The sequence below is a fragment of the Agromyces molybdatiresistens genome (genome assembly GCF_052748445.2).
On record NZ_CM188258.1, the window covers coordinates 2,821,842 to 2,842,877 of the forward strand.

Annotated in this window: 21 protein-coding genes and 1 tRNA gene; 10 read left to right on the plus strand and 12 right to left on the minus strand. The window is 71.7% G+C overall.

Going from position 1 to position 21,036, the window contains the following annotated elements:
• Positions 1-66: 66 nt before the first annotated feature.
• The gene (phoU, locus tag ACULK2_RS13015; protein ID WP_445968292.1) at positions 67-720 is read left to right on the plus strand and encodes a phosphate signaling complex protein PhoU; all 654 of its coding nucleotides are present in this window, start codon (positions 67-69) and stop codon (positions 718-720) included.
• Positions 721-800: 80 nt separating this feature from the next.
• Here phoU and ACULK2_RS13020 read toward each other — a convergent pair whose 3' ends face one another.
• Positions 801-1,547 carry a phosphoglyceromutase gene (locus ACULK2_RS13020; RefSeq protein WP_445968293.1) on the minus strand — a complete coding sequence of 249 codons (747 nt, stop codon included), beginning with the start codon at positions 1,545-1,547 and terminating at the stop codon, positions 801-803.
• Between the two features lie 127 nt (positions 1,548-1,674).
• On the opposite strand from ACULK2_RS13020, the gene ACULK2_RS13025 reads away from it, so the two are divergent.
• Positions 1,675-2,484 (plus strand): class I SAM-dependent methyltransferase, encoded by an 810-nt coding sequence (locus ACULK2_RS13025; protein ID WP_445968294.1) that lies wholly within the window; start codon positions 1,675-1,677, stop codon positions 2,482-2,484.
• 35 nt (positions 2,485-2,519) lie between these two features.
• Here ACULK2_RS13025 and ACULK2_RS13030 read toward each other — a convergent pair whose 3' ends face one another.
• The 4 genes from ACULK2_RS13030 to ACULK2_RS13045 all read right to left on the minus strand — a co-directional run bounded on the left by ACULK2_RS13030 (position 2,520) and on the right by ACULK2_RS13045 (position 5,813).
• Entirely contained in the window at positions 2,520-3,599 is a 1,080-nt protein-coding gene (locus ACULK2_RS13030) for an FUSC family protein (protein WP_445968295.1), read from the minus strand.
• Complete coding sequence (ygfZ, locus tag ACULK2_RS13035) at positions 3,596-4,741, minus strand: CAF17-like 4Fe-4S cluster assembly/insertion protein YgfZ (RefSeq protein ID WP_445968296.1); 1,146 nt, start codon at positions 4,739-4,741, stop codon at positions 3,596-3,598. Before ygfZ ends, ACULK2_RS13030 begins: the two co-directional genes overlap by 4 nt.
• Positions 4,741-5,349, minus strand: coding sequence for a nitrobindin family protein (locus tag ACULK2_RS13040; RefSeq protein ID WP_445968297.1), 609 nt, complete (start codon positions 5,347-5,349; stop codon positions 4,741-4,743). The genes ygfZ and ACULK2_RS13040 overlap by 1 nt, the downstream gene beginning before the upstream one ends.
• A gap of 140 nt (positions 5,350-5,489) precedes the next feature.
• A complete protein-coding gene (locus ACULK2_RS13045) occupies positions 5,490-5,813 on the minus strand; it encodes a hypothetical protein (protein ID WP_445968298.1) in 324 nt (107 codons plus the stop codon).
• 74 nt (positions 5,814-5,887) lie between these two features.
• On the opposite strand from ACULK2_RS13045, the gene ACULK2_RS13050 reads away from it, so the two are divergent.
• From ACULK2_RS13050 to pstB, 7 genes are all read left to right on the plus strand, one after another.
• A complete protein-coding gene (locus ACULK2_RS13050) occupies positions 5,888-6,577 on the plus strand; it encodes a response regulator transcription factor (protein WP_445968299.1) in 690 nt (229 codons plus the stop codon).
• A 45-nt stretch (positions 6,578-6,622) separates the two neighbouring features.
• Positions 6,623-8,821, plus strand: coding sequence for an RNA degradosome polyphosphate kinase (locus ACULK2_RS13055; protein WP_445968300.1), 2,199 nt, complete (start codon positions 6,623-6,625; stop codon positions 8,819-8,821).
• Positions 8,818-9,762, plus strand: a complete 945-nt coding sequence (locus ACULK2_RS13060) for an NUDIX hydrolase (protein WP_445968301.1) — start codon at positions 8,818-8,820, stop codon at positions 9,760-9,762. Before ACULK2_RS13055 ends, ACULK2_RS13060 begins: the two co-directional genes overlap by 4 nt.
• A 178-nt stretch (positions 9,763-9,940) precedes the next feature.
• Positions 9,941-11,035, plus strand: a complete 1,095-nt coding sequence (locus ACULK2_RS13065; protein WP_445968302.1) for a phosphate ABC transporter substrate-binding protein PstS — start codon at positions 9,941-9,943, stop codon at positions 11,033-11,035.
• 91 nt (positions 11,036-11,126) lie between these two features.
• On the plus strand, positions 11,127-12,065 hold the full coding sequence (gene pstC / locus ACULK2_RS13070) for a phosphate ABC transporter permease subunit PstC (RefSeq protein ID WP_445968303.1): 939 nt from the start codon (positions 11,127-11,129) through the stop codon (positions 12,063-12,065).
• Complete coding sequence (gene pstA / locus ACULK2_RS13075; protein WP_445968304.1) at positions 12,065-13,165, plus strand: phosphate ABC transporter permease PstA; 1,101 nt, start codon at positions 12,065-12,067, stop codon at positions 13,163-13,165. Before pstC ends, pstA begins: the two co-directional genes overlap by 1 nt.
• Positions 13,166-13,184: 19 nt before the next feature.
• Entirely contained in the window at positions 13,185-13,964 is a 780-nt protein-coding gene (gene pstB, locus ACULK2_RS13080) for a phosphate ABC transporter ATP-binding protein PstB (RefSeq protein ID WP_445968305.1), read from the plus strand.
• Between the two features lie 93 nt (positions 13,965-14,057).
• Here pstB and ACULK2_RS13085 read toward each other — a convergent pair whose 3' ends face one another.
• From ACULK2_RS13085 to ACULK2_RS13095, 3 genes are all read right to left on the minus strand, one after another.
• Positions 14,058-14,945, minus strand: a complete 888-nt coding sequence (locus ACULK2_RS13085) for an aminodeoxychorismate lyase (RefSeq protein WP_445968306.1) — start codon at positions 14,943-14,945, stop codon at positions 14,058-14,060.
• 213 nt (positions 14,946-15,158) lie between these two features.
• Positions 15,159-15,797: a DNA-directed RNA polymerase subunit beta gene (locus ACULK2_RS13090; RefSeq protein ID WP_445968307.1), complete on the minus strand. Its 639-nt coding sequence runs from the start codon at positions 15,795-15,797 to the stop codon at positions 15,159-15,161.
• Between the two features lie 85 nt (positions 15,798-15,882).
• A complete protein-coding gene (locus tag ACULK2_RS13095) occupies positions 15,883-16,356 on the minus strand; it encodes a hypothetical protein (protein WP_501044928.1) in 474 nt (157 codons plus the stop codon).
• 111 nt (positions 16,357-16,467) lie between these two features.
• Between ACULK2_RS13095 and ACULK2_RS13100 the strand changes: the two genes are divergently transcribed.
• Positions 16,468-16,540 (plus strand) — tRNA-Lys (locus ACULK2_RS13100).
• 5 nt (positions 16,541-16,545) lie between these two features.
• Here ACULK2_RS13100 and ACULK2_RS13105 read toward each other — a convergent pair.
• The 4 genes from ACULK2_RS13105 to sigK all read right to left on the minus strand — a co-directional run bounded on the left by ACULK2_RS13105 (position 16,546) and on the right by sigK (position 20,878).
• Positions 16,546-18,000: a phytoene desaturase family protein gene (locus tag ACULK2_RS13105; protein ID WP_445968309.1), complete on the minus strand. Its 1,455-nt coding sequence runs from the start codon at positions 17,998-18,000 to the stop codon at positions 16,546-16,548.
• Positions 18,001-18,350: 350 nt separating this feature from the next.
• On the minus strand, positions 18,351-19,400 hold the full coding sequence (locus ACULK2_RS13110; protein WP_445968310.1) for an LLM class F420-dependent oxidoreductase: 1,050 nt from the start codon (positions 19,398-19,400) through the stop codon (positions 18,351-18,353).
• Positions 19,401-19,466: 66 nt separating this feature from the next.
• Positions 19,467-20,291, minus strand: a complete 825-nt coding sequence (locus ACULK2_RS13115; protein ID WP_445968311.1) for an anti-sigma factor — start codon at positions 20,289-20,291, stop codon at positions 19,467-19,469.
• Positions 20,288-20,878: an ECF RNA polymerase sigma factor SigK gene (sigK, locus tag ACULK2_RS13120; RefSeq protein WP_445968641.1), complete on the minus strand. Its 591-nt coding sequence runs from the start codon at positions 20,876-20,878 to the stop codon at positions 20,288-20,290. Before sigK ends, ACULK2_RS13115 begins: the two co-directional genes overlap by 4 nt.
• Positions 20,879-21,036: the final 158 nt, after the last annotated feature.

A 21,036-nucleotide genomic window follows, 5' to 3' on the forward strand; every position in this document is an offset into this window, starting at 1 on the left:
CGGTCTTCGACCGGTCGTCCCGCGTGCCCGTCGTGGGAGCCCGAGACCATCGAAGGGGTCAAACACATGCGTGAGGTGTTCCAGCAGGAACTGCGCGAGGTTCAGGACGGCCTCGTCGAGATCGCGACGCTCGTCGCGGAGGCCATCGACAAGGCGACCCGCGCCTTCAACGAGTCGAACGTGAGTCTCGCCGAGGAGGTCATCGCCGACGACAACCTGATCGACCAGCGCGCGCAGGCGCTCGACGAGCTGGCCATCACGATCCTGGCCCGCCAGCAGCCGGTCGCGCGCGACCTGCGCATCGTGGTCAGCGCGCTGCGCATCTCGGCGTCGCTCGAGCGCATGGGCGACCTGGCGACCCACATCTCGCAGCTCGCCCGCTACCGCTTCCCCGACAAGGTGGTGCCGAAGTCGCTCCGCCCCACCTTCATCGAGATGGGCGCGCTCGACGTCGAGATCGCGCGCAAGCTCGTCACGCTGCTCGAGACGCAGGACGTCGAGCTCGCCGAGGCGATCCGCAACGAGGACGACAAGGTCGACGCGCTGCACCTCTCGGTGTTCGACAAGGTGCTCGGCGAGACGTGGAAGGGCCAGGCGGTCGACACCGTCGACTCGACGCTCGCGAGCCGCTACCACGAGCGGTTCGGCGACCACGCCGTGTCGATCGCCCAGAAGGTCGTGTACCTCGCGACCGGCGACTGGGTGCCCGAGCCGGTCTGAGCCGGCCGCCCACCCGGCGACACGACGAGGGCCGAGCGGATGCGACATCCGCTCGGCCCTCGCGTCGTTCCCGGGTGGGACTACTTCTTGCCCTGGGCGGCGACCGCGGCGGCGCCCGCGGCGGCGGCCTCGGGGTCGAGGTACTCGCCGGGCCTGGTCGGCATGAAGTCGTCGCCGAGCTCGTAGACGAGCGGGATGCCCGTGGGGATGTTGAGCTCCGCGATGTCGTCGTCGGAGATGCCGTCGAGGTGCTTGACCAGCGCGCGCAGCGAGTTGCCGTGCGCGGTGACGAGCACCGTCTTGCCGTCCTTCAGGTCGGGGATGATGTCGGACTCCCAGTACGGGAGCATGCGCGCGATGACGTCCTTCAGGCACTCGGTGCGCGGCATCTCATCGTCGGACAGGTTCGCGTAGCGGGGGTCGCCGACCTGCGACCACTCGCTGTCGTCGGCGATGGGCGGCGGCGGCGTGTCGAACGAGCGGCGCCAGAGCATGAACTGCTCCTGGCCGTACTTCTCGAGGGTCTCGGCCTTGTCGAGTCCCTGCAGCGCGCCGTAGTGGCGCTCGTTGAGCCGCCACGAGCGTCGCACGTCGATCCACGATCGGTCGGCCGCCTCGAGGGCGATCTCGGCCGTCTGGATCGCCCGCGTGAGCACCGAGGTGTGCAGCACGTCGGGGAGCACGTCCTTCTCGACGAGCAGCTCGCCGGCGCGCCTGGCCTCGGAGCGACCGAGGTCGCTGAGTCGCACGTCGACCCATCCGGTGAACAGGTTCTTCTGGTTCCAGTCGCTCTGGCCGTGGCGCAGCAGCACGAGGGTGTAGACCATGCGCTCCAGCCTAGCGGCGAGGTCGGAGCCCGCCACGGGCGGGGTCGTCAGGTGACGGATGCCGCGTGGCGCGGCGAGCGACCGGTGACGGATGCCGCGTGGTCGCCGCGGCTGCGACACTGGGAGCATGCCGGTCGGATCCATCACGCGCGGGACGACGAACACGAACCGCCTGCGCCGGGTCGACCGCTGGATCGCCGAGCAGCCGGAGCTCCGACGTGCGGCCGACCCGCTCGTCGTGGACCTCGGGTTCGGGGCGAGCGGGGTGACGGCGTTCGAGCTGGCCGCGCGACTCCGCCGCGCTCGCCCCGACGTGCGCGTGCTCGGGCTCGAGATCGACCCGACGCGCGTGCGGACCGCCGACGCGCAGCTCGCCGACGTGCGCGCGGGCCGCACGCCGTTCGCGGACGACCTGCCCGTGGCGTTCGGCCTCGGCGGCTTCGAGGTGCCCGTTCCCGACGGGCGGGCACCGGCCGTGATCCGCGCGTTCAACGTGCTGCGCCAGTACGACGAGGCGGAGGTCGCCGACGCCTGGGCCCGCATGACCGGGCGGCTCGCGCCGGGCGGCCTCCTCGTGGAGGGGACGTGCGACGAGGTCGGCCGGGTCGCGAGCTGGGCGGGCGTGACGGATGCCGGCGCCCGCACGTTCACGATCAGCCTCCGCCTCACCGGGCTCGACGTGCCGTCCGTGGTCGCCGAGCGCCTGCCGAAGGCGCTGATCCACCGGAACGTGCCGGGCGAGCGGGTGCACGAGCTGCTCGCCGCGCTCGACCGGGGCTGGCGCGTGCACGCACCGCTGTCGGTGTACGGTCCGTCGCAACGATGGATCGCGGTCGTCCGCGAGCTCCGCGAGGCGGGTTGGCCCGTCCACGACGGAGTGCGGCGCTGGCGCCTCGGCGAGGTCACGCTCGACTGGGACGCCGTCGCGCCCGGCTGATCCGCGCGGTCGGTCGTCGCGCGGCCGCCCCTCGCTCACTCGCCGGGCAGCATCGCCCGCGCCTCCTCGAGGTCGAGCCCGGTCGCGGTGAGCAGGTCGACGAGGTACGGGCGCAGCGCCGCGAGCGTGTTCCGATCGCCCTGCGGGCCGTCGGGCAGGATCGCGACGGGATCGAGGTGTCGCAGGATCTCGGCGAAGCCCTGCCTCGCGATCGGCTGCTGCGAGACGTCGCGCAGCGACTCGTCGAGCACCTCCACGGCGACGGCGATCCGCGCGACGACGTCGGCGACGGCGCCGCGCGAGCGTCCGTCGCGGAGACTCCACTCGATGCGGCGGGCCACGATGCGGAGATTCCTCGTGGCGAGGTCGACGCCCGAGAGCATCGCTCGCTGCCGCTCCAGGTCGAACCGCGCCCGTCGCACGACGGGCGAGAGCCGCGCGATGGCGATGCCCGAGTCGACGCTCGACGTCCACGCCTCGACGAGCGGCTGCGTCGCGCGCGCACGCGAGAGCGCGCGCCCCGCGGCATCCGCCCCGCCCTCGCGCAGCGCGCCCGCCAGCTCGAGCAGCACCGCGACGTGCTCGTCGAGCAGCCGTCGCCCGTCGCGGAGCGCCGTGCGGCGCGGATCGCGCGGGATGACGGCGGTCGCGAGGAGGGCGAACACGCCGCCGACCACGGCGTCGAGCGTGCGGACGAACGGGCCGCCCTCCGGCGCCGGCACGAGCATCACGAGCGAGCACTGCACGGCCGCCGCGATCGCGAACGACGCGTTGCCCGACAGGAAGCGGGCGACCGCGAGCGTGACCGCCAGGGCGAGCGCGTACTGCCAGATCCCGCTGCCCGCCGCGAGGAGGAGTCCCTCGGCGAGCGCGATGCCGAGCGTCATGGCGACGACGGTCTCGAGCACCCGGATGGGGCGCGCGTCGCGGACGAACCCGAGCGACGTGATCGCCACGAGAGCGGAGATGAGCGGCTGCTCGTGCCCCACGACGAACAGCGAGAAGGAGTACGCCGCGATCGCCGTGACCGTGATCTGCAGGATGGCGGGCAGGGAGTCGCGCAATCGCCCGTATCGAACGGCCAGGCGGGTCGCCCCGCCGGGCGACCGGGTCACGGCCGGATGCCGAGCCTCGGCAGGCGGGGCACGTCGACGGCCGCAGCGGCACCGGCAGGAACGACCTCGACCTGCGCGGCCGCGACGTCGATGCCGTGGCTCTCGACGATGAGTTCGAGGTCGACGGGCACGGCCCGCTTGACGACGGCGAGCGCGATCGGACCGAGTTCGTGGTGCATGGCCGCCGACGTGACGGCGCCGACCACCCGGCGCTCGGGCTCCTCCCCCGGCGCGGGCTCGGGTCGGACCTTCAGGGCGAGAACCGCGTCTCCACGCTTCGGCAGGACGGTGTCGCTGCCGTCGAGGTGCAGCATCACGAGACGACGCGGCGGGCGGCCGAGGTTCACGACCTTGGCGACCGTCTCCTGACCGCGGTAGCAGCCCTTGTTCAGGTCGACCGCGCTCCGCAACCAATCGAGTTCGTGGGGCAGCGTGCGCTCGTCGACCTCGGTCGCGAATCGCGGCCGCCAGGCGGCCAGGCGGAGGGCCTCGAGCGCGAGCGCACCGGCGACCTCGACCGAGCCGCCCCGGACCGAGGCGGCGAGCTCGGGCAGAGACTCGCGCGGCACGATCGCCTCGGCGTACCGCCAGTCGGCGCCGGCGTGACCGGCCTCGGGAGCGTAGCCGTAGCCGTCGGGCAGCACCTGCCGCCACGGATCGCGCCAGACGAGGGCGCCGACGGGGAGCTCCACCGGGAAGTCGTCGCCCCGCGGCATCCCCCCGACGACGGCGTGGGATTCGGACGCGTCGGCGACCTCGACGCGCAGCATGAACCGCATGCGGTCGAGCCAGGTCGCGAGCGCCGGCGCCGCGTCGCCCTCGAGCACGAGCCAGGTGCGCTCGCCGTCGTCGACGACGTGCACGGCGTGCTCGACGTGGCCGGACGCGTCGAGGAACAGCGCCTCGGCGCTCTCGCCCGGCGCGAGGTGGTCGAGTGCGCGACTGGCCATCGAGTTCAGCCACGACCGCCGGTCGGGGCCCGACACCGTCAGCACGCCGCGGTGGGAGAGGTCGACGATCGCGCGACCCGCCTCGAGGCGGCGCTGCTCGACCATCGGATTGCCGTAGTGGGCGGCGACGCCCTCGTCGGGCGGATCCCCGGCGACCGCGCCGGGCAGGGCGAGGAACGGCGAACCGGTCATCAGTCGACCTTCGCGAGGCGGGCCGACGCGTGCGTGCGCAGGTCCTGTCCGAGCGCGGCGATGTCCCACGCCCACAGCAGGTGGTTCTCGACCAGGCCGTACAAGCGCGTCGCCGCCGCGTACTCCTTCGCTCCGGCCGTGCGCATGACGGCGTCGGTGGCGAGGTCGATGCGCGGCCCCTTGACCTGGCCGAGGTACAGCTCGCTCACTCCGCCGGGGTGCACGATCGAGACCTCGAGGTCGAAGCCGCCGTTGCCGTTGCGCAGGGTCTCGACCGACTCCGCGTCGGGGAACCGGGTCGGACCGACCGCGGGCAGCATGGCCGGGCCCGGGTCGCCCTCGCCGAGCGGGCGGGCGAGCCGCCAGTAGCCGGTCTCCGCTGAGAGCGGCGTGGGCTCGCCGTCATCCGTCGACGGGAACAGCCACGTCGATGACGTGTAGTTGAGGTACGGCAGGCCGTCGTGGCTGAAGCTCACGCGCTGCCCGAACTCGTGCGTGACCGAACCGTCGCCGATGGCGTAGTCGATCACGCCGGAACCCTCCCAGACCCCGATGAGCCAGGAGAGCGGAACGAGCTCCGCGGGGAGGTCGACCGGCAGTTCGATCACGGTCTAGCGCTGCCCCTTGAAGAGCTTGTAGACGACGACGCCGCTGATCCACGCGATGGTGAGGCTCGCAAGACCGAGCAGGCCGATGAAGAAGAGTTCGAGCGCGAGCAGCGAGGACATGGTGCGAGTCTACCCGGTGCTCAGCCGACGACCGGAAGCAGCGCGAGCGCCCCGACGGCCACCGGGACGACGGCGCCGGCGATCGACGCGCTCACCCGGCCGACGTACCCGTGGGGTCGTCGCGAGGCGAGCTGCAGCAGCAGCGCCGCGATGACGGATGCCGCGAACACCATGCCGAGGACCCCCAGCGCGGCGTACGGACCGGAGTCGTGGAACCAGTCGGAGGTACCGGCCCAGGCGAGCCCGACGACGACCGCGGTGCCGATCAGGGAGATGAGCCAGACGGCCGGCACGGCCCACCGTGCGAGCCCCGTCGCCGGTGCCTCCGCGTCGTCCTGCGTCATGTGCGTCCCCGTGTCCATCGCCGGCCGTCCGCCGTCCCGTAGTATTGACCGCACCTTACTACTGGAGGGTGTGCGTGGCGCAGCTGCTGATCCTGACGCCGGCAGCAAACGAAGACGTTCTCCCGGCCCTGTCTCTCCTGACGCATCGGGTGCGCGTGATTCCGGCGTCACCCGATCAGTTGGTGCGCGCGCCCGAGGCCGACCTCGTCTTCCTCGACGCCAGGACCAACCTCGCGGGCGCGAAGGCGCTCGCCCAGATCCTGCGCACCACCGGGCTCTCGGTCCCGCTCATCCTGGTCGTGACCGAGGGCGGGCTGACCGCGGTGTCCTCGGACTGGGGCGTCGACGACGTCATCCTCGAGCAGGCGGGCCCCGCCGAGATCGATGCGCGGATCCGGCTCGCGCTCGGGCGCGCGCAGGCGGCCCAGCCCGCCGAGCGCATCCAGACGTCGGGCGTCGTCATCGACGAGGCCAGCTATTCGGCGAAGGTGCACGGTCGCACCCTCGACCTCACCTACAAGGAGTTCGAGCTGCTGCGCTTCCTCGCGGCCCACCCGTCGCGCGTGTTCACCCGCGAGCAGCTGCTCAGCGAGGTCTGGGGGTACGACTACTTCGGCGGCACCCGCACCGTCGACGTGCACGTCCGTCGCCTCAGGGCCAAGCTCGGCGATCTCGACAGCCTGATCGGAACCGTCCGCAACGTGGGCTACCGGTTCAACGTCCACGAGGAGGACGAGCAGGACGCGAACGTCACCGCCCGGTGACCTGCGCTTCACCACCGCGTCGCAGCCCGGTGGCATGATGTGTGGATGACTGCGGAGAGCACCCTCGACGACGACCGCACGGCGAGCGACTTCGACGACGACTTCGAGCCGCTCGACATCGACGGCGCCCCGGAGCTCCTCGCCGAACGCTACCTCGATCGCGAGCTCAGCTGGCTGGCGTTCAACCAGCGCGTCCTGGAGCTCGCGGAGGACCCGCGGCTGCCCGTGCTCGAGCGCGCCAACTTCCTCGCGATCTTCGCGTCGAACCTCGACGAGTTCTTCATGGTCCGCGTCGCGGGCCTCAAGCGTCGCATCAACACGGGGCTCGCGGTCCCGACGAACGTCGGGCGCACCCCGCACGAGGTGATCGCCGACATCTCGCAGAAGGCGCACGAACTGCAGTCGCGGCACGCCGCCGCGTACCAGGAGCTCGTCAAGCCGGCGCTGGCCGAAGCCGGCATCCGCATCGTCTCCTGGGGCGAGCTCGACGAAGCGCACCGCGAGCACCTCCACAACTACTTCAGCACGCAGATCTTCCCGGTGCTCATGCCGCTCGCGGTCGATCCCGCCCACCCGTTCCCCTACATCTCGGGACTCTCGCTGAACCTCTCGGTGCGCGTGCGCAACAGCCGCACCGGCCGCCAGGAGTTCGCGCGCGTGAAGGTGCCCCAGATGCTGCCCCGGTTCGTCCGCGTGGACCCGACCGAGACCGTCGAGGACGCGCGGTACATCGCGCTCGAGGAGCTCATCGCGAACCACCTCGGGGATCTCTTCCCCGGCATGGAGGTGCTCGACCACCACGTGTTCCGCGTGACGCGCAACGAGGACGTCGAGATCGAGGAGGACGAGACCGAGAACCTGATCAAGGCGCTCGAGAAGGAGCTGCTGCGCCGCCGGTTCGGCCCGCCGATCCGCCTCGAGATCTCCGACGACATGGACGAGGTGACGCTCGGCCTCCTCGTCCGAGAGCTGGATGTCACGGAGCAGGAGGTCTACGTCCTGCCGTCGCCGCTCGACCTCGGCGGCCTGTTCGACCTCGCGCGCATCGATCGGCCCGAGCTGCACTACCCCACGCACGTGCCCACCACGAACCCCCAGCTGCAGCCGTCGGAGCCGAACCGGTCGGCCGACATCTTCGCCGCGGTCGCGGAGAAGGACGTGCTGCTGCACCACCCGTACGAGTCCTTCGCGACGAGCGTCCAGGCGTTCCTCGAGCAGGCCGCCGCCGATCCCGACGTGCTGGCGATCAAGCAGACCCTCTACCGCACGTCGGGCGACAGCCCGATCGTCGAGGCGCTGATCGACGCCGCGGAGTCGGGCAAGCAGGTGCTCGCGCTCGTCGAGATCAAGGCGCGCTTCGACGAGGCTGCCAACATCACGTGGGCCCGGAAGCTCGAGAAGGCCGGCGTGCACGTGGTCTACGGGCTCGTCGGGCTGAAGACGCACTGCAAGCTCGCCCTCGTCATCCGCCAGGAGAAGACCGGGCTCAGGCACTACAGCCACATCGGAACCGGCAACTACAACCCGAAGACCAGCCGCATCTACGAGGACCTCGGCCTGCTCACCGCCGACGACCAGGTCGGCAAGGACCTCACCCGGCTGTTCAACGAACTGTCGGGCTACGCGATCGAGAAGAAGTTCAAGCGGCTGCTCGTCGCGCCGCTGCACCTGCGGAAGGGCCTGTTGAAGCTCATCGCCGAGGAGACCCGGAACGCGCAGGAGGGCAGGCCCTCCGGCATCCGCATCAAGGTCAACTCGATGGTCGACGAGGCGATCATCGACGCGCTGTACCGCGCGTCGAACGCCGGCGTGCCCGTGGAGATCTGGGTGCGCGGCATCTGCAGCCTCCGGCCCGGCATCCCCGGCCTGAGCGAGAACATCACGGTCCGCAGCATCCTCGGCCGCTACCTCGAGCACTCGCGGATCTTCTCCTTCCGCAACGGCGGCGACCCCGTGACCTACATCGGCTCGGCCGACATGATGCACCGCAACCTCGACCGCCGCGTGGAGGCGCTCGTCCGGCTGACCGATCCCGACCACCTGGCCGCGATCGCCGGCCTCTTCGACGAGGCGATGGACGAACGCACCGGATCCTGGTGGCTCGCCGGCGACGGCACCTGGACGAGGCACTCGACGGATGACGCGGGCCGCCCGCTCGACGACCTGCAGCACCTCCGCATCCAACGTGTCGCCCAGCGCAGCAAGCGCGTCGCCCAACGCGCCTCCCGGGCGGCTCGTCGATGAGCCAGGTCGCCACCGCCGTCTACGCGGCAGGCGCGGTCTGCTGGCGCGTCATCGACGGGCGCATCAACGTGCTCGTCGTGCACCGCACCGTCCACGGCGACGTCACGATCCCCAAGGGGAAGGTCGACCCCGGCGAGACGCTGCCGCAGACCGCGGTCCGCGAGATCGCGGAGGAGACCGGGCTGTCGGTCGCACTGGGCGTCCCGGTGGGCGTCTCCCGGTACCCCCTGCCGAGCGGCCGCGAGAAGATCGTGCACTACTGGGCGGCCGAGGTGACCGAGAAGGCGATCCTCGCGTCGACCTTCCGGCCGAACGCCGAGATCGCCGCGCTCGAGTGGGTGCCCGTCAAGCGCGCCCGCGGCTACCTCACCTACGAGCCCGACCGCGAGATCCTCGACAACTTCGCGGCGCTCGTCGAGCAGGGCGTGACGCAGACGTTCGCGCTCATCGTGCTCCGGCACGGCAAGGCGCAGGCCCGCTCGTCGTGGAAGGGGCCGGACACGGCCAGGCCGCTCGTCGAGCGAGGCGTGCAGCAGGCCGCGGCGCTCGTCGGCACGGTCCTGGCCTGGCGGCCGAGGAAGATCGTCTCGAGCCCCGCCGTCAGGTGCGTGACCACGGTCGCGCCGCTGTCGGCGAAGACGGGCATCCCCGTCAAGCGCGACGACGGGATCAGCCAGGACGCGTGGGAGGCCGGCAACGACGAGGTCCGGCGGGTCATCGGCAAGCGCGTGCGCGTCGGCAAGACGGCGGTCATCTGCGGCCACGGTCCGGTGATGCCGGAGATCATGCGCGAGATCGCGCTCGCGACCGGCACGCCGCTCGGTTCCTACGTGACGGATGCCGCGAGCCTCGAGGTCGGCGCGTTCAGCGTCGTGCACCTGTCGTCGACCAACCCGTCGTCGGGCATCATCGCGATCGAGACGCACGCGCCCGTCGCGTAGTCCTCCGCGGACTCCCAGCGGATCCCCGACGATTCCCAGCTGCGGCATCCGCTCCGAAAGCCCCCGTTCACCTTCTGTTCACCGTCGTGGGGGACGCTCGTCACGCACGCTGGTTAGCGTCGCAGGCGGGTCGGCACCCGGCCCCACTTCCTGCACACAACCCCCGGAAGGGAATCACGTGAACCTCAAGCGTTTCGGCGCGCCCGCCGTCATCGCCATGACCGCGGCTCTCGCGCTCAGCTCCTGCGCCGCGAACGAAGAGACGGCCGACAGCGGCGACACCGGCTCGGAGTCGACGCTTTCCGGCAACCTCATCGGGGCCGGCTCGTCGGCCCAGGATGCCTCGCAGCAGGCCCTCATCGCCGCGTTCCAGACGGAGAACCCCGACGTCACCATCAACTACGACCCGACCGGATCAGGAGCGGGTCGCGACACGTTCCTCGAGGGCGCCAGCGACTACGCCGGCTCCGACCGTGCGTTCAACGACGAGGAGCTCGCCGCGGGCGGCTTCGCCAAGTGCGCTCCCGACTCGTCGATCATCCAGCTCCCCCTCTACATCTCGCCCATCGCGGTGATCTTCAACCTCGAGGGCGTCGACAGCCTCGACCTCGACCCGGCCACGATCGCCGGCATCTTCGCGGGTGAGATCACCAACTGGAACGACGAGGCGATCGCCGCGACGAACGAGGGCGTCGAACTGCCCGACCAGGCGATCACGCCGGTCCACCGCTCCGACGACTCGGGCACGACCGAGAACTTCACCGACTACCTCTACTCGGCCGCACCCGACGTGTGGACCTGGGAGGCCGACGGTGAGTGGCCGTTCGAGGGCGGTGAGGCCGCCCAGGGCACCTCGGGCGTCGTCGACGCCGTGACCAACGGCGTGGGCACGATCGGCTACGCCGACGCGTCGCGCGCCGAGGGGCTGGGCACCGTCGCGGTCGGCGTGGGCGACGAGTTCGTTCCGTACTCGCCGGAGGCTGCGGCGGCGATCGTCGACGCGTCGCCGTTCGTCGAGGGCCGCCCCGACGGCGACCTCTCGCTCGAGCTCGACCGCACGCCCGACAGCGGCGCCTACCCCGTCGTGCTCGTCAGCTACGAGATCGCCTGCCAGGAGTACGCCGAGCCCGAGAACGTCGAGCTCGTGAAGGCCTACTTCGAGTTCATGGCGAGCGAGGAGGGCCAGCAGGTCTCGGCCGAGGCCGCAGGCTCCGCTCCGATCTCGGACAACCTGCGCGAGCAGGCGCTGGCTGCGATCGACTCGATCCAGTAATGACGATCGTGCCCGGCCCCGGTGCTCCGAATCCGGAGCACCGGGCCGGGCACGGCCGTGTTCCCCGTATCTCGACCGGAGGATCTCCCGAATGACCACCGCAGCCGCGCCGATCCGGGCGAAGCAGCGCCCAGGCGACCGCGTCTTCTCCAAGTCGGCGGTCTTCGCCGGCTCGATGATCCTCGTCACGCTCGCCGCCGTCGCGACGTTCCTCATCGTCCAGAGCATCCCGGCATTCTTCGCCGACAGCGAGGACGCGTCGATCCTCGAAACCAACTTCTGGGTGTACGTCGGCCCCCTCGTCTTCGGCACGATCTGGGCGGCGGCACTCGCGCTGATCATCGCCCTGCCGATCGCGATCGGGATCGCGCTCTTCATCTCCCACTACGCGCCGCGACGGCTCGCGTCCGTGCTCGGCTACATCGTCGACCTGCTGGCCGCCGTGCCCTCCGTCGTGTTCGGCCTCTGGGGCATCGGAGTCCTCGCCCCGGCCGTCCAGCCCCTCTACTCCTGGCTCGTGGACAACCTCGGCTGGTTCCCGCTCTTCGCCGGCCCGGTCTCAGGCACCGGCCGCACCATCCTCACCGCGGGGATCGTGCTCGCGGTCATGATCCTGCCGATCATCACGGCCATCTCGCGCGAGGTCTTCCTGCAGACCCCGGTGCTCCACGAGGAGGCCGCGCTCGCCCTCGGCGCCACCCGCTGGGAGATGATCCGCACCGCGGTCCTCCCGTTCGGTCGCCCGGGCATCATCTCCGCCGCCGTCCTCGGCCTCGGCCGTGCGCTCGGCGAGACGATGGCCGTGGCCATGGTGCTCTCCGCGACCGGCGCGGTGACCTTCCAGCTGCTCACGTCGGTGAACCCGTCGACCATCGCCGCGAACATCGCGCTGAGCTTCCCGGAGGCGTACGGCATCAACGTCAACGTGCTCATCGCGACCGGCCTCATCCTCTTCATCGTCACCTTCGCGGTGAACGCGATCGCCCGCTGGATCGTCGCTCGCCGTGCCGAGTTCTCGGGAGCGAACTGATGACCACGACGATCACCCCTCCCGAGACCCGCAGCCCCGCGGCGGCGCCGGTCAGCAACTCGCTCACCGCGGGCAAGCTGCCCAACGGCGCCTCGTGGATGGTGCTCGGCGCGAGCCTCGTGGTGTCGGCCGGCCTCTTCGCGGTCATCGCGTTCGCGGGCGCCGAGTTCAACTGGGTCGGCACTCTCGTCGTCGCAGCCCTGTTCTACGTCGCCACGATCACGCTGCTCTCCCGCATCGTCGAAGGCTCGCGGCGTGCGACCGACCGGTTCGTCACCGCCCTCGTCACGGGCGCCTTCCTCATCGCGATGGTGCCGCTCGTCTCGCTGGTGATCACCGTCGTCACGCTCGGGCTCAATCGCTTCGACGCCGAGTTCTTCACCTACTCGATGCGCAACGTCACGGGCGAGGGCGGCGGCGCGCTGCACGCGATCATCGGCACGCTGCTGATGACCGGCACCGCCGCGCTGATCTCGATCCCGATCGGCCTGATGACCTCGATCTACCTCGTGGAGTACGGTCGCGGCCGGCTCGCCCGGGGCATCACGTTCCTCGTCGACGTCATGACGGGCATCCCCTCGATCGTCGCGGGCCTCTTCGCCTACGCGCTCTTCGCGATCTTCTGGGGCCCGGGCACCCGAACGGGCATCGCCGGTGCGGTCGCCCTCGCGGTGCTCATGATCCCGGTCGTCGTCCGCTCGAGCGAGGAGATGCTGCGGCTCGTCCCGGTCGAGCTCCGCGAGGCGGCATACGCCCTCGGGGTGCCGAAGTGGCTGACCATCGTCAAGGTCGTGCTGCCCACCTCGATCGCGGGCATCACCACCGGCATCATGCTCTCGATCGCCCGCGTCATCGGCGAGACCGCACCGCTGCTCATCGCGGCCGGCTTCACGAACAGCATGAACTACGACATGACCGAGGGGCGCATGCAGTCGCTGCCCGTCTTCGTCTACACCCAGTACGCCAACCAGGGGAACCCGCCCGAGGCGTACCTCGACCGCGCGTGGGCGGCCGCCCTCACGCTCATCCTCATCGTCATGGTGCTGAACCTCGTCGCCCGACTCGTCGCGCGGATCTTCGCGCCCAAGTACGGTCGCTGACCCCCAGATAGGAACCGAAGTGTCCAAGCGCATCGAAGTCCGAGACCTGAACGTCTACTACAGCAAGTTCCTGGCCGTCGAGGGCGTCTCCCTCGAGATCGAGCCGCGGAGCGTCACGGCGTTCATCGGTCCGTCGGGCTGCGGCAAGTCCACGTTCCTCCGCACCCTGAACCGCATGCACGAGGTCATCCCGGGCGCGCGCGTCGAGGGCGAGGTGCTGATCGACGGCAACAACCTCTACGACCCCGACGTCGACCCCGTGCTCGTGCGTCGTCAGGTCGGCATGGTCTTCCAGCGCCCCAACCCGTTCCCGACGATGTCGATCAGGGAGAACGTGCTCGCGGGCGTGAAGCTCAACAACAAGCGCATCTCGAAGTCCGACGCCGACGACCTCGTCGAGACCTCGCTGCAGGGCGCGAACCTCTGGAACGAGGTCAAGGACCGCCTCGACCGTCCCGGCTCGGGCCTGTCGGGCGGGCAGCAGCAGCGTCTCTGCATCGCGCGCGCCATCGCGGTCTCGCCCGAGGTCATCCTCATGGACGAGCCGTGCTCGGCCCTCGACCCGATCTCGACGCTCGCGATCGAGGACCTCATCGAGGAACTGAAGCAGGAGTACACGATCGTCATCGTGACCCACAACATGCAGCAGGCCTCGCGCGTCTCCGACAAGACCGCGTTCTTCAACATCGCGGGCACCGGCAAGCCGGGCAAGCTCATCGAGTACGACGAGACGACGACGATCTTCTCGAACCCGACCGAGAAGGCCACGGAGGACTACGTCTCCGGCCGCTTCGGTTGATCCCGGCTCCGGCACACGACGGCCCGGTCCCCGCGCGGGGACCGGGCCGTGTCGTCGCTGCGGCGCGACCGCGTCGGGCGGCAGCCCCTGCACTCAGTCGCGCGGGCTCAGCAGGTAGGCGTTCAGTGCCGCCGTCGTCTCCGCATCGACGGGCAGGGGCGCGCCGTCGACTTCGGCGATCGGCGCGGCCATGCGCACGCTCGACACCAGCCACGCGGCATCCGCTGCCCTGAGCTCGTCGAGCGTCAGGTCGCGATACGCGACCCGGCGTCCCTGGTCCTCGAGGTGCGCGAAGATGCTGCGCTGGGTCGTGCCGTGCAGGATGCCGGCGGCCGGAGGCGGCGTGACGTACTCGTCGCCGAGGCGCGCGATCAGGCTCGACGTGGGCCCCTCGAGCACGAATCCGTCGGAGGAGATGTAGACCGCGTCATCGGCGCTGCGGCGCTTCGCCTCGCGGATGGCGGCCATGTTCGACGCGTAGCTCAGGGTCTTGGCGCCGAGCAGCAGCCATGGCGCCCGCTCCCCCGCGCCGCGGGACACGCCGCGGTCGAGGGTGATGACGCGGATGCCGCGCTCTCTCGCCGCGGTGAAGTCGGCGCCCGGAGTCACGTGCACCCACCCGGTGGGTGTCGTGCCCGGGTCGACGCCGCGGCTCAGGGCGATCTTCACCGCGAACTCGCCCTCCGCCGGGACGCGTTCGGCGGCGCGGCGGATGACGAGCCGCCACTGCTCGAGGTTCGGCTCGGGCAGCTCCGTGAGGCGGGCCGAGTTCGCCAGTCGCGCGAGGTGCGGTTCGACCTCCTGCACGTGGCCGTCGACGACCGCGAGGGTCTCGAAGACGCCGTCGCCGCGGTGCGGCGCGAGGTCGTTGACCGCGAGCGCGCCCGAGCCCGGCTCGATCTCGCGGAAGGACGCCTCGAGGAACTCCGCCGACGCACCGGCGGGCAGCGGGTCGACGAGGAACGAGACGGTGTCGGCCATTCCTCGATGCTACGCCGCGCGGGCCGCGGCCGCGCTCACGAGGGCCGCGCCGTGGCGGCGAAGGCGAGCGCGCAAGCAAGAGGCCGGCCGCAGAACGCCTCTCGGCGCGAGGCCGCTCGAAGCGGCGAATATTGGAGCCCGGGGTTACTGCGACCGGCCACGAACAGTCTAAACGAGGCCGGCGGCGGGTCTATTCCCCGCGTCCGGGTCGCGTCAGTCGAGGCTGTCGTGGCGCCAGAGGCGCGCGCATGCGGCGAGTTCCTCGCCGAGCGCCGAGAGGCGCAGGGCACGCTGGGTGAGCATGCCCGGCCGGTCGGGGTGCACGGCGTCCGCGGCATCCGCGTCGTCGGCCAGGCTCGCGAACCCGGCCGCGGCGACCCGGCAGAACGCCGTGGCGCGCTCGAGGGCCGCCGCGAAGTCACCGGAGAAGAGCCCCCGCAGGATCGTGTCGGCGAGTTCGCGCACCTCGGCCGGGCCCGCCGGCGTCGGTGCACCGGCGACGACGGGGTCGATGGTGTGCGAGACCTCGGTCCCGCGCTGGAACGCGAGGCTCACGCCCTGCGCGTCCTGGCGGATCATGGCTCGCAGCAGGTAGATGCGCCAGAGCGCGCCGGGCAGGCTCTTCGGCGATGCCTGCGACCACAGCTCGGCGATCGCGTCGATGCCGTGCTCGTCGGTGTACGACACGAGGCGCCGGACGACCTCGGGGTCGGGATCGGCCCGCACCCGTGAGAGCACCGCGGCCGCGGTGTCGTGCGCGACGCGGCTCACGTACGCCGGGTCCTCGGCGCCGAGATAGCCCTCGAACATGCGCGGCGGGAAGCGCGTGGGGCGGTGGAAGTCTGCGGTCATCGCGGACACGATACCCCGGCAGCTTGGGAACCGCTCCGCTCGGCGGCGGGTTCCGCCCTCGGCGGAATCGACGAACACCGGCTGTTCACTCCGCTGGACTCGTCGCCTGCGCAGCGCGAAGGACGGCGGACCGCCAGTCGGAACCGATCCGCTGGTACGTCGCGATCGCGTGACAGTTCCGGCAGCGCACATCGCACTTCGCGATCTCGGCCGCGACGCGCTCCCACGAATACGCCGCCTTCGCGAGCTTCATCACTTCGGCCACTTTGCGAGTCCCGACGCGGTGGTCGAAGTCGAGCACCCGGATGTCGGCTTCACCGCAATCGACGCACGGGTGCTCGAGCAGGTAGGCACCGATCCGTTGGAGATGCGCCGCACGGGTCTTCGCCACCTGCTCGGAGACCGCCTTGCGGTGCTTCTCGAGGTTCTCGGTGTAGTACCGGCGCGCGCGCGCCGCATTGCACGATCTGCAGACGGACTGCCGGCCGTCGGCGGACCTCGATCGCAGGTTGAACTCCGAGAGGGCGAGCTCGCGTCGGCATGTCGAGCAGGTCTTCACGGGCTGTCCCTTCGCGAGGTCGAGACGAACGTATGCGTGCCCGACGACATCGCTGTCCGATCGTGCTCGACGCCGCCGAAGTGACCACGGTCGCCGGGGTAGTCTGGACGGGGGCCTCTAGCTCAGTTGGCAGAGCAGCGGACTTTTAATCCGTAGGTCGTCGGTTCGAGCCCGACGGGGCCCACCGGATCACGGCGCGAGCCGTGGCATCCCGAGGCCGAACTCGTGGCGCAGCGCGCTCGTGGCCGCGTGCCAGCCGGCGAGGCCGTGCACGCCCGGGCCGGGGGGTGTCGAGGCCGACGCGAGGTAGACGCCGTCGAGCGGCGTGCGCCACGGATCGGGCGAGAGCACCGGGCGGCGTACCAGCTGCGCGAGGGACGGCGCTCCCGAGGCGATGTCGCCGCCGATGTAGTTCGCGTTCTCGGCCTGCATCTGCTCGGCCGAGCGCGACGACGAGGCGAGCACGAGGTCCCGGAAGCCGGGTGCGAAGCGCTCGACCTGCCGGGTGACGGCCTCGGTCGGGTCGAGCGTCGAACCCGAGGGGACGTGCGTGTACGTCCAGAGCACGTGGCGCCCTCCGGGCGCGCGCGTGTCGTCGAGCGTCGACGGCTGCGACACCAGCACGTACGGTGACGACGGATGGCGCCCCTGCGACACGTCGCGCTCGCTCGCGGCGATCTCCTCCCGCGACCCCCCGAGGTGCAGCGTGCCCGCCGCGGCGAGGTCCGGGTTCGCCCAGGGCACCGGGCCGGCGAGCGCGAAGTCGACCTTGGCTGCGGCGTTCCCGTAGCGGAAGCGCCGCAGCGTCCGTCGGTACCGAGCCGGCAGCCGGTCGCCGGCGAGACGTGCGAGCGCCCGCGGCGTCACGTCGAGCACGACGGCGCGCGCCGGCGGCAGCGCCGCGAGGTCGTCGACCGCGGCATCCGTCACCACCTCGCCGCCGTGCGCGACGAGGTCGTCGACGAGCGCGGCCACGATCGCACCGCTGCCGCCGACCGGGATCGCCCACCCGCGCGCGTGCGCGTGCATCGTGAGCACCAGCCCCGCGCCGGCCGTCCCGAGGCTCGGCAGCGGACGGATCGCGTGCGTCGCGACGCCGGTCAGCATCGCGGGCGCGAGGTCCTCGCGGAACCGCACGTTCCAGGCGCGCGTCCCCTGTTCGAGCGCGCGCAGTCCGAAGCGCGCGGCGACGAGCGGATGGCGCGGCACGCGCACCAGCGTCGACCCCGTGAACTCGGTCACGGCCCCCTCGTGCGCGACGAGCGGCGCGAGCAGGCGCCGGTACGCTCGGCCGTCGCGGCCGAGCCCCTCCGCGGTGCGATCGAGGTCGCGCCAGGCGATGCCGGCGCGCCCGCCGTCGAGCGGGTGGCCGAACGAGAGCTCGGGGACGCGGATCTCGATCCGCCGGTCGAGCCCGAACGCCCGGAAGAACGGCGACGCGAGCGCCATCGGGTGGACCGCGGAGCACACGTCGTGCCGGAATCCGGGGAGGGTGAGCTCGGCGGTGCGCGAGCCGCCTCCCGGTTCGGCCGCAGCCTCGAAGACGCGCACGGAGAGTCCGGCGCGAGCGAGCGTCACGGCCGCGGCGAGCCCGTTGGGACCGGATCCGACCACGATCGCGTCGACGGCATCACTGCGGGCCATCCGACCTCCCCGTCCGCTGGAGCGGGCGTGCTCCCCCGGTCGGCACCATGATGCCACGCGACCGGCGTGTCGCGGCGACCGGCGGACCGGGCACCGCCGTGGGGGATCGAGGACGTGGAGGGCCTCGATGCCCCGACGCGGCGGCTCCTCCCCAGGTGTCCCCTTCCGCACTGCCACGTGCGGTGCACCGAGCGTACGTCCGCGGCGCGGTACGGGGAACACCCTCGAACTGGGGAGTCGACGCGAGGGCGATGCGGGCGTATCGACGCATCGCGTCGCGCCCCGGCGCTGCTCGGGCAGGGCGGCACCGCTCGCCGGCCCGGCCCCCGGCACTGCCCGGGCGCGCCGGCTCAGCCGACGATGCGCCGGAGCCCCGACATCAGCGCCAGGCGCTCCCCCGCATCGCGCCCGAGTGGCGCGACGTTCAGCGTCGTGACCCCGGCGCGCGCGAACGCCGCCACGCGCTCGGCGACCTCCGCGGGCGAGCCGATGAGCGAGATCGCGCGCACGAGCTCGTCGGGCACGGCCGCGATCGCCTCCTCGCGCCGGCCGTCGAGGTACAGGTCCTGGATGCGCTCGGCCTCGGTCGCGTAGCCGTAGCTCGCGATGAGGTCGTTGTAGAAGTTCTTCCCGCGTGCGCCCATCCCGCCGATGTACAGCGCGAGGTTCGGCTTCACGGCCGCGATCGCGGCCTCGACCAGCTCGGTGCGGTCGGTGATCGCGAGCGCGGGGCTCGCGAACACGTCGAGCTCCCCGAGTTCCGGGTCGCGGCGCGCGCGCCCGGTCGCGAGCGAGGCGCCCCAGACGTCGGCGGCTCGCTCGGGGTGGAAGAACATCGGCAGCCAGCCCTCGGCGATCTCGGCCGTCTGCTCGACCGACTTCGGGCCGAGCGAGGCGATCGTGATCGGGATGCGCTCGCGCACGGGCTCGTTGATGAGCTTGAGCGGCTTGCCGAGGCCCGTGCCCCGGTCGGCCGGCAGCGGGATCGTGTAGTTGCGGCCCTCGTGCACGACGCGCTCGCGGCGCCACACCATGCGGCACACGTCGACGATCTCGCGCATCCTGCCGAGCGGAGCATCGTAGGGCACGCCGTGGAAGCCCTCGATGACCTGCGGACCGGAGGCGCCGATGCCGAGCTCGAAGCGTCCCTCCGAGACGTAGTCGAGGCCCGCGGCGGTCATGGCGGTGAGCGAGGGCGTGCGCGTGTAGAGCTGCAGGATGCCGCTCATGAGGGTCATCCGGCTGGTGCGCGCCGCGAGGAACCCGAGCTGGCTCACCGCGTCGAACGAGTAGACCTCGGGAACGACGACCAGGTCGACGCCTGCGCGCTCGAGTTCGGCGACCTCGTCCGCGGCCTCGCGGAATCCGCCGGCATAGCCCAGGAACATGCCGATGCGCATGCGTCACTCCTCGTCGTCGGGGTGGTGGTCGTGGGGCGCGGCCCCATCAGACCCTAACCGACCGGATCAGGTCTCGACGACGACGATCGGCTCGGTCGTGGGCGCTTCGGAGCCGCCGGCCGGTTCGACCGTCATGCCGACGACGACCCCGGGGGTGAAGACGCCGTCGAGCACGACGAAGGCCTCGCCGTCGTCGGGGTCGAAGGTGCCGGCGGGTGTGGCGCCGGCCTCGTCGATGTACCAGAGCTCGTAGGTCGAGTCAGCGCCGACGTCGGGCAGGTCGGAGGCGCGGACGGCCGACCGGCCGAGCTCCTCGGACCAGACGATCGTGACCTCGCCGCCCTCCGCCGAGGTCACGGTGGTGGATTCGGCGTCGGGCGCCGACGCGATCGCCTGCACCTCGCGCTGTGCACCCCACCCCGCGGGTCCCGGCCAGTTCACGCCCACGATCGCTCCCGCGACGACGAGCACGGCGGCCGCCGCAGCGGCGATGATCGCACCCGGTCGCTGGAACCAGCGCCGGCGCGCCTCGCGATCGGCGCGTCCGCTGGCGGATGCCGCGGGCTCGCGTCGCTCGACGACCGGGTCGGCGGCAGGCGCGGGGGCGGCGGGCGCAGGCGCCGCGGGCGCGGGAACCTGCTCCACCCCGTCGAGCCGGTCGAAGATCGACGCCTTCAGTGCGGGCGGGGGCGGCACGGGCTGCACCGCTTCGGCGAGCGCGTCCGCCGCGGCACGGTGACCGGCGAGCTCGGCACGGAGTTCGGGCGATTCGGCCAGTCGCGCCTCGACGACGGCGCGCTCCTCGTCGGTCACGGCGTCGAGCGCGTAGGCCGCGAGGAGGGCGTCCAGGTCGTCGGGATCCGGACGCTCGGGGAACTCGGGCTCGGTCATGCGCTCACCCCCATCACGCGGCGCAGTCGTATCAGGCCGTCGCGCATCCTGGTCTTCACGGTGCCGAGCGGGACGTCGAGCCGCTCGGCGATCTCGGACTGGGTCAGCCCGCCGTAGTAGGCGAGCGTCACGCATTCGCGCTGCAGGTCGGAGAGCTCGGCGAGCGCCACCCGCGCGCGCTCGTGGTCGAGCCGGACCTCGACGGCCTCGGCGACGCTGTCGACCGGGACGTCGAGGTCGCGCGCGCCGATCCGCGCGTCCCGGTCCCGCGCAGACTGGGCCGACCGCACGCGGTCGACGGCGCGACGGTGCGCGAGCGTGAACATCCACGAGATCGCCGAGCCGCGACCGGGGTCGAATCGCGGTGCGGTCTGCCACACCTCGAGGAAGACGTCCTGCGCCACCTCCTCGGCCTGGGCGGGGTCGATCACGACGCGGCGCACGAGCCCGAAGATGCGGGCGGCGGTGCGATCGTAGAGGTCGCCGAAGGCGGCCCGGTCCCCCGAGCCGGTCGCGACGAGCAGGTCGTCGAGGGTCGGGGCGGATGCCGCGCGCTCGAGCTCGCCGTCCGTCACGAGTCCCAGCATGACAGACCGCCCGGGTCGTCGTCCCGCTGCCGTGTGCGCGGCGCGGTACGCGATTCGGCGCGGTGCCTGGACGAGGGTCATGCGGTGCTCCTGCGGTGCGGGGAGGGTCGACGGTGATTCGGTGCGGTGCGCACCGGGGATTGGACCGGCGACGCGCC

What these genes read in the sequence shown, in the direction of transcription:
- ACULK2_RS13105 (WP_445968309.1), bottom strand. Translation starts at nt 18,000, where the DNA reads ATGGCCCGCAGTGATGCCGTCGACGCGATCGTGGTCGGATCCGGTCCC.
- ACULK2_RS13020 (WP_445968293.1), bottom strand. Translation starts at nt 1,547, where the DNA reads ATGGTCTACACCCTCGTGCTGCTGCGCCACGGCCAGAGCGACTGGAAC.
- ACULK2_RS13025 (WP_445968294.1), top strand. Translation starts at nt 1,675, where the DNA reads ATGCCGGTCGGATCCATCACGCGCGGGACGACGAACACGAACCGCCTG.
- ACULK2_RS13085 (WP_445968306.1), bottom strand. Translation starts at nt 14,945, where the DNA reads ATGGCCGACACCGTCTCGTTCCTCGTCGACCCGCTGCCCGCCGGTGCG.
- pstC (WP_445968303.1), top strand. Translation starts at nt 11,127, where the DNA reads ATGACCACCGCAGCCGCGCCGATCCGGGCGAAGCAGCGCCCAGGCGAC.
- ACULK2_RS13060 (WP_445968301.1), top strand. Translation starts at nt 8,818, where the DNA reads ATGAGCCAGGTCGCCACCGCCGTCTACGCGGCAGGCGCGGTCTGCTGG.
- ACULK2_RS13045 (WP_445968298.1), bottom strand. Translation starts at nt 5,813, where the DNA reads ATGACGCAGGACGACGCGGAGGCACCGGCGACGGGGCTCGCACGGTGG.
- pstA (WP_445968304.1), top strand. Translation starts at nt 12,065, where the DNA reads ATGACCACGACGATCACCCCTCCCGAGACCCGCAGCCCCGCGGCGGCG.
- ACULK2_RS13110 (WP_445968310.1), bottom strand. Translation starts at nt 19,400, where the DNA reads ATGCGCATCGGCATGTTCCTGGGCTATGCCGGCGGATTCCGCGAGGCC.
- ACULK2_RS13090 (WP_445968307.1), bottom strand. Translation starts at nt 15,797, where the DNA reads ATGACCGCAGACTTCCACCGCCCCACGCGCTTCCCGCCGCGCATGTTC.
- ACULK2_RS13055 (WP_445968300.1), top strand. Translation starts at nt 6,623, where the DNA reads ATGACTGCGGAGAGCACCCTCGACGACGACCGCACGGCGAGCGACTTC.
- sigK (WP_445968641.1), bottom strand. Translation starts at nt 20,878, where the DNA reads ATGCTGGGACTCGTGACGGACGGCGAGCTCGAGCGCGCGGCATCCGCC.
- ygfZ (WP_445968296.1), bottom strand. Translation starts at nt 4,741, where the DNA reads ATGACCGGTTCGCCGTTCCTCGCCCTGCCCGGCGCGGTCGCCGGGGAT.
- phoU (WP_445968292.1), top strand. Translation starts at nt 67, where the DNA reads ATGCGTGAGGTGTTCCAGCAGGAACTGCGCGAGGTTCAGGACGGCCTC.
- ACULK2_RS13115 (WP_445968311.1), bottom strand. Translation starts at nt 20,291, where the DNA reads ATGACCGAGCCCGAGTTCCCCGAGCGTCCGGATCCCGACGACCTGGAC.